Origin of the sequence: Solitalea longa, assembly GCF_002920915.1 — a bacterium.
GTDB lineage: Bacteria > Bacteroidota > Bacteroidia > Sphingobacteriales > Sphingobacteriaceae > Solitalea > Solitalea longa.
Window position 1 is genome coordinate 77,686 of record NZ_PQVF01000015.1, and the last position, 6,000, is coordinate 83,685.

A 6,000-nucleotide genomic window follows, 5' to 3' on the forward strand; every position below is an offset into this window, starting at 1 on the left:
GCGGAGTCGAAAGGTTTAAAGAGGCTTCGACTACGCTCAGCCTGACAATGGTGTTACCCTGAGCGTTGCCGAAAGGTATAAAGAGGCTTCGACTACGCTCAGCCTGACAACACTCACGTCACCTTAAGCGTAATCTAAGATGAACAAGGCTTCGACTACGCTCAGCCCGACAATGGTGTCACCCTGAGCGTAATCTAAGAGATGAATAGGGCTTCGACTCCGCTCAGCCTGGCAATGGTGTTGCACTTAGCGTTGTCGAAAGGTTTAAAGAGGCTTCGACTACGCTCAGCCTGACAACACTCACGTCACCTTGAGCGTAATCTAAGAGATGAATAGGGCTTCGACTACGCTCAGCCTGACAATGGTGTTGCCCTGAGCGTAATCTAAGAGATGAACAGGGCTTCGACTACGCTCAGCCTGACAATGGTGTTACCCTGAGCGGAGTCAAAAGGTTTAAAGAGGCTTCGACTACGCTCAGCCTGACAATGGGGTTACCCTGAGCGGAGTCGAAAGGTTTAAAGAGGCTTCGACTACGCTCAGCCTGACAACACTCACGTCACCTTAAGCTTAATCTAAGAGATGAATAGGGCTTCGACTACGCTCAGCCTGACAATGGTGTCACCTTAAGCGTAATCTAAGAGATGAACAAGGCTTCGACTACGCTCAGCCTGACAATGGTGTCACCTTAAGCGTAATCTAAGAGATGAACAAGGCTTCGACTACGCTCAGCCTGACAATGGGGTTACCCTGAGCGCAGTCGAAAGGTTTAAAGAGGCTTCGACTACGCTCAGCCTGACAATGGTGTTGCCTTAGCGTTGTCGAAGGACGCAAACAAAAAACGGCTGCTCCTTTATCAGAAACAGCCGTTTATATCAAATCAGTGTAATCAATTACTTCACTTCTTCGAAATCTACATCTTTAACATCACCGCTATTTTCGCCCGAAGATTGACCAGCATCACCAGGTTGCTGAGCCGCACCTTCGTTAGTCGCTTTGTACATCTCTTCAGAAGCAGCATTCCAAGCGTTGGTTAAAGCAGTTGAAGCAGTTTCAATGGCAGCAAAATCTTTAGCAGCATGAGCATCTTTCAATTGCTTCAATGCATCTTCAATTGCCGACTTATTACCTTCCGAAAGTTTGTCACCGTATTCTTTTAATTGTTTCTCAGTTGAGAAAACTAAAGAATCAGCTGCATTCAACTTTTCGATCTCTTCTTTTGCTTGTTTGTCAGCTTCTGCATTTGCTTCAGCCTCTTTTTTCATTCTATCGATATCAGCATCAGACAAACCAGAGCTTGCTTCGATACGGATCTTTTGCTCTTTACCGGTAGCTTTATCTTTCGCTAAAACGTGTAAGATACCGTTAGCATCAATATCAAAAGCCACTTCAATTTGAGGAATACCACGAGGAGCAGGCGGAATACCATCTAAGTGGAAACGACCGATAGTGCGGTTTTGATTCGCCATTGGACGCTCACCTTGCAATACGTGAATTTCTACCGAAGGCTGATTGTCAGAAGCTGTTGAGAACACTTCGCTACGTTTGGTAGGAATAGTTGTGTTCGACTCGATCAAGCGGGTCATTACACCACCCATGGTTTCAATACCTAATGAAAGTGGGGTAACGTCTAATAACAATACATCTTTAACTTCACCGGTTAATACACCACCTTGAATAGCCGCACCTACTGCAACCACCTCATCAGGGTTTACCCCTTTTGAAGGAGCTTTACCGAAGAATGCCTGCACCGCTTCCTGAATTGCAGGGATACGTGTTGAACCACCTACCAAAATCACCTCGTCAATATCGCTGGTTGACATACCTGCATTTTTTAATGCGGTACGGCAAGGCTCAATGGTACGTTTGATCAATGAATCAGCTAATTGCTCAAATTTAGCACGAGAGAAGTTGCGCACTAAGTGTTTAGGCACACCATCAACCGGCATAATATATGGCAGGTTAATTTCTGTTGAAGTAGAGCTCGATAATTCAATTTTAGCTTTTTCAGCAGCTTCTTTCAAACGCTGTAAAGCCATAGGATCTCTACGAAGATCTAAACCTTCATCTTTTTTAAACTCTTCTGCCAACCAGTCAATAATTACCTGGTCAAAGTCATCACCACCTAAGTGTGTATCACCATCAGTTGATTTTACTTCGAAAACGCCATCACCTAATTCCAGGATAGAAACGTCGTGCGTACCACCACCGCAGTCAAACACCACAATTTTCATATCCTTATGCGCTTTATCTAAACCGTAAGCTAAGGCAGCTGCAGTAGGCTCATTGATAATACGTTTTACCGTTAAACCGGCAATTTCACCTGCTTCTTTAGTAGCCTGACGCTGCGCATCGTTAAAGTAAGCAGGAACAGTAATAACCGCTTCTGTAACTTCAGTACCTAAATAGTCTTCAGCCGTTTTCTTCATTTTCTGAAGTACCATTGCCGAAATTTCCTGAGGAGTGTAGGTACGATCATCGATTTGAACGCGAGGTGTATTATTATCACCTTTTACTACTGAATAAGGAACACGTGAGATCTCTTTTAAGTCCTCTTCATAAGTGTTACCCATGAAGCGCTTAATTGAGTAAACCGTTTTCTTTGGATTTGTAATCGCCTGGCGTTTAGCAGGATCACCTACTTTACGTTCACCATTCTCCACAAATGCAACAATTGAAGGTGTAGTTCTTCTACCTTCACTGTTCGGAATTACTACCGGCTCGTTACCTTCCATAACGGCAACACATGAGTTGGTAGTTCCTAAATCTATACCTATAATTTTTGACATAATTCTAAAATTTTCATTGAACGATAAGCACTATTATCAATGCATATGCCAATACCAATGAGGCAGCATAATTTGAAATGCTGACAGTAGAATAAATGTCAAACTTTGAATTGCGGGCTTTACAATATGACAAAAAGTCCGTCATACCTTCCTCTCCGCTTTCACCTGCGCTCTTTCGGATTTGCAATCCGAAAGTACTTAACTCAGGATTTGCAATCCTGATCTTGCATTCACATCCAACTTGGCTGTTTCAGGATTAAGTGCGGAAAGCGGATTATAAATCCGCATGCATAAATGTCCGGATTGCAAATCCGGACAAGCGAGCGCTCTTTCGGATTTGCAATCCGAAAGTCCTTAACGCAGGATTAAGTGCAGAATGCGGATTATAAATCCGCATGTATAAATGTCCGAATTGCAAATCCGAACAAGCGAGCGCTCTTTCGGATTTGCAATCCGAAAGTCCTTAACTCAGGATTTACAATCCTGATCTTGCATGCACATCCAACTTGGCTGTTTCAGGATTAAGTGCGGAAAGCGGATTATAAATCCGCATGTATAAATGTCCGGATTGCAAATCCGGACAAGCGAACGCTCTTTCGGATTTGCAATCCGAAAGTACTTAACTCAGGATTTACAATCCTGATCTTGCATACACATCCAACTTGGCTGTTTCAGGATTAAGTGCAGAATGCGGATTATAAATCCGCATGTATAAATGTCCGAATTGCAAATCCGAACAAGCGAGCGCTCTTTCGGATTTGCAATCCGAAAGTCCTTAACTCAGGATTTGTAATCCTAAACAAAATCAATCCTCCAAAATCACCTCCAACAAACCTTTTCCACCGGCATAATCTACTGCTGAACTGAATTTATAGTGTTCCGGCTCATTTACAATCTCCGCAACAACAGGATTTTGATGTACATATTCAATTTTTTGTTCCAAAAATTCGTTGGAATGAATTTCTTTTGCTTCATTACCTTCTTGCCAAAATTTATAGCATTTAATTTTTGGATCATACTTACCTGCAAATTCAAACCGATTTAATATCCAGTCCTTTCTACTTTCATTTTCTTTTTCAATCATTTCCACTATTGCTTTACTGGTAAACTTTTTAAAATCGCGAAGAATATCCGAAAGCGAATAAAAATTATCTGGACTAACCGAAACTATCAAATGGAGATGATTAGTCATTAAACACCATGCATAAATTTCCAGGCCTTTTTGTTTTTGACAATGTTTAAGAGAATCTATTATAATATGCTTATAAACCGGTCTGGAGAAAATATCCACCCAATCAACAACAGTTATAGTTAAAAAATAAAGGTATCCTTTATGAATTCGGTTCTTTAAGCCCATAATAGTATAGATGTATCTTAAATATACGATTCTAATAAAAAGAGGATTACAAATCCGCATTTAAATGTGTTATAAAAAGCCGATTGCAAATCCGGACAAGCGAGCGCTCTTTCGGATTTACAATCCGAAAGTCCTTAACTCAGGATTTGCAATCCTGATCTTGTATGCACATTCAACTTGGCTGTTTCAGGATTAAGTGCAGAAAGCGGATTATAAATCCGCATGTATAAATGTCCGGATTGCAAATCCGGACAAGCGAGCGGATTACAAATCCGGACAAGCGAGTTATTGCCTTACCAATAAACAAATTCTGTTTTTACATCATACAGAAAGCTTCCCGAACCAGGAGACCGATAGCTTTTTATTACCTTTTCAGGATAGCCTTGCGCATCATAGGTATATTCAATTTTAAATAGTTCAGTTGTAGGGTAGCTGCCTCCGTAACCTTTTTGTTGATCAATCACATTGTTTTTAGACAAATTTGACATGTACAGGTTGGGCATATTCAAATGCACAAAAGGGTTGATGTAGAAGTCATACTTATAAGAACCTCCTTCGGTGGCACCTGTCGATGTCAGGGCTCTGTCACTTATTTTATTCCCGTTTTTAAATTGCATGCTATATTCCATTGCATGACCATTACTAAACAAAAAGTCGATATCGATAGAACCATTTCCACCCAAAAAACCATTTTTAACAACAGTATGCGTTTCCTGTCCGCTTTGTTTATCACTCATGTTAATGATACCACCATTGGCATCATAAGCAAAGCCGGTAGATCCTTGCAGATTACTAAATCCATCAAATCGTTTGATTATTGAAAGTCTGCCATTTTGGTATTCGTATTTATGGACATTGCTCAGCTGGAGAGCTTGAACATGCACTTCTTTTTTAAAGAATGTTAGTTGCTTCAGGGTTCCGTCGGCATTATACGTATAATGCGTTCTCGCCTGAGGATGCCATTCATCCTGAATAAATCTATATGTTGCTTCTGATTTCAGCTTCCGCGCAACCCGGATTCCTCCCATAGTTAGTAGATCACTTTGTTCTAATTCCGGTCCGGTTAAGGTTTTCTCTTCAGTTATTCCCCATTGAGTAAGTTTTAACTGGTATTTTAAATGGTTTTTGGGCAATTTTATAGTATTGACGCCAGGCAAAAGATCGAGGCTTTTTTTGTTTTCGGTATGACTGCTATCCCAACTTGTAATTTCTAAAGATGCAGGTATACTATCGTACGTAATTTCTCCTATTTTAATTACCGCTTTTATTTTAATAGTATACGTTCCAGGACTTACAATGGGGCCAGGGTTATGGGAGGTATCCCCATCGGAAGGCATTTCAATCGGTTCTGGCGAAAGCCCGTCTTCTTTTGAACATGAGATAAGACAAGTGGCTACAATTAACATTGCGTATGCGCAATTTTTTTTTAAATAGTTCATAGTAAATGTTTTAAGTACAAAACAAATATCATCTATGATCAATCAGGAAGTCAATAATTGGAATAACATTTTGATTACCAGCAAATAACATATTAGTGATTTGGTAACAAACCGGCGATGCAAACCACGATAACATGCTGAGCCGAGTAGCTGCATGGGTCATCAGTACATGGGCGTCACCCTGCGAAGTCGAAGCATAGTCGAGGTATACTCGACGCATACTAGACGCATACTAGACGTATACTAGACGTATACTAGACGCATAGTCGAGGTATATACTATATAACATGTCCTTTGACCCGTCCTGAAATAACTATACAGATTAGTGAATAAATCCTGGATTAACTATACACTGGATGTTGTTAATCCTAATTAACCTATACAGGCAGTTTTTCGAAGTTACTTTTTTTAGTGTTAG

General features: G+C 40.8%; 4 protein-coding genes. All 4 read right to left on the minus strand.

All coding sequences use genetic code 11. The features are described from left to right. Nucleotides 1–890: 890 nt before the first annotated feature. The 4 genes from dnaK to C3K47_RS19615 all read right to left on the minus strand — a co-directional run bounded on the left by dnaK (nucleotide 891) and on the right by C3K47_RS19615 (nucleotide 5,802). Nucleotides 891–2,786: a molecular chaperone DnaK gene (dnaK, locus tag C3K47_RS17465; RefSeq protein WP_103790456.1), complete on the minus strand. Its 1,896-nt coding sequence runs from the start codon at nucleotides 2,784–2,786 to the stop codon at nucleotides 891–893. A gap of 805 nt (nucleotides 2,787–3,591) precedes the next feature. After that, nucleotides 3,592–4,203, minus strand: a complete 612-nt coding sequence (locus C3K47_RS17470) for an REP-associated tyrosine transposase (RefSeq protein WP_317043043.1) — start codon at nucleotides 4,201–4,203, stop codon at nucleotides 3,592–3,594. A 233-nt stretch (nucleotides 4,204–4,436) separates the two neighbouring features. Continuing rightward, on the minus strand, nucleotides 4,437–5,582 hold the full coding sequence (locus C3K47_RS17475; protein WP_103790458.1) for a hypothetical protein: 1,146 nt from the start codon (nucleotides 5,580–5,582) through the stop codon (nucleotides 4,437–4,439). A 28-nt stretch (nucleotides 5,583–5,610) separates the two neighbouring features. Next, nucleotides 5,611–5,802 carry a hypothetical protein gene (locus tag C3K47_RS19615; protein WP_165784729.1) on the minus strand — a complete coding sequence of 64 codons (192 nt, stop codon included), beginning with the start codon at nucleotides 5,800–5,802 and terminating at the stop codon, nucleotides 5,611–5,613. Nucleotides 5,803–6,000: the final 198 nt, after the last annotated feature.

Excerpts from the sequence above, each read along its gene's own strand:
- dnaK (WP_103790456.1), bottom strand. The coding sequence starts at position 2,786 with ATGTCAAAAATTATAGGTATAGATTTAGGAACTACCAACTCATGTGTT.
- C3K47_RS17470 (WP_317043043.1), bottom strand. The coding sequence starts at position 4,203 with ATGCGGATTTGTAATCCTCTTTTTATTAGAATCGTATATTTAAGATAC.
- C3K47_RS17475 (WP_103790458.1), bottom strand. The coding sequence starts at position 5,582 with ATGAACTATTTAAAAAAAAATTGCGCATACGCAATGTTAATTGTAGCC.
- C3K47_RS19615 (WP_165784729.1), bottom strand. The coding sequence starts at position 5,802 with ATGCGTCGAGTATACCTCGACTATGCTTCGACTTCGCAGGGTGACGCC.